Here is a 1,151-nt window from a genome sequence, read left to right on the forward strand (position 1 = left end):
CTAGAAAGCCCTGTTTTCTGGGTAATTCCGGCTAATCTATTTTTCAAATAACAAAAATCATTAATGGACTAATTTATGACTCGAAAGGAGCAATGATGAAAGCTGTCATCACTAAGCCAATGTGTGTGGTTGGAGACAATAAAAGCACTGTTTGCTTTGAACCATCAACATCCAATAATCCATTTGTTGAAATTTCTAATCAGGTCTACGCACGTCTCAAGCGCGCCAATGCGGCAAAACCTTTTGTTGACGTTAAAACAACAGCAAAACCTGAAAAGGCAGTTGAACAGATTAAGCAGATAGAACAAGAAGTCATACAAACATTATCTGAATCAGTAATAGAAGAAATTTCACTCGAGCAGCCCAAAGCATCTAAAGTTTCTAAGTCATCAACACCTACCCCAAAAAAGGCTTAGAAGTTGAAGTTAATCATCCACCAAAAATGGTATCTTCAACAGGTGAAGGATACCTTCACCAGTCTTCAAGCACCACGCCTTAATTGGGCTTTGCGTAATGCTGTAAACACCGCAGCAAAACAAGTCGAACGCTTTGCAGAAAAACAAATTGCCGATGTTACATCAGCCCAATCAAAGCGTGTCAAAAAAGGCGTTTATATTAAAGGAAAGGCTACAGCAAAGCTTCTCGAGACAGATATCATTGGTTCTGGAACACCTATACCTCTTAAATTTTTTCAAGCACAAGAAACAAAACGCGGTGTAACTTACAAAATGTTTGGAAAAAAAGAAATCTTACCCCATGCTTTTATCAAAGGTGGGAGTTTTCCAAAGCGTGTTGAATTAAAAAAGCTGAATGGGAATGTCTTTCAAAGAGCGGATGGAGATCAATTCCCTATTGCAAAACAAGAGGGACCGTCAATTGCTAGAGTGATGTCCAAGCCAGAAATTGCAAGTGCTATCGCACAATATGCCAGTGAACGATTAACCAAAAATATACAGTACCAACTTGCTCGTCAAGAATATGCCGCCAATAAGAAAGCTAAATAATGTTCTTAAGCTATGTCAACACACTACTCACTTTAATTGTAATTTTTAAAGCAAATTATCACTTATGCTTTGGTTCTTTCCATAAAAAATACAATAAAATCAATGCAAAAGGTACTTCCCGGCGGGTTGGGTCTGTTGCGGGGCAGG

General features: G+C 38.5%; 2 protein-coding genes. Both read left to right on the forward strand.

All coding sequences use genetic code 11. From position 1 onward, the window contains the following. Window positions 1-95: 95 nt before the first annotated feature. On the forward strand, window positions 96-416 hold the full coding sequence (locus J7R13_RS08480) for a hypothetical protein (protein WP_208438277.1): 321 nt from the start codon (window positions 96-98) through the stop codon (window positions 414-416). A gap of 3 nt (window positions 417-419) precedes the next feature. After that, a complete protein-coding gene (locus tag J7R13_RS08485; RefSeq protein WP_208438278.1) occupies window positions 420-1,004 on the forward strand; it encodes a hypothetical protein in 585 nt (194 codons plus the stop codon). The last annotated feature ends 147 nt before the right edge of the window (window positions 1,005-1,151 follow it).

Source organism: Bartonella taylorii 8TBB (genome assembly GCF_902825155.1).
In the GTDB taxonomy this organism is placed as follows: Bacteria; Pseudomonadota; Alphaproteobacteria; order Rhizobiales; family Rhizobiaceae; genus Bartonella; species Bartonella taylorii_A.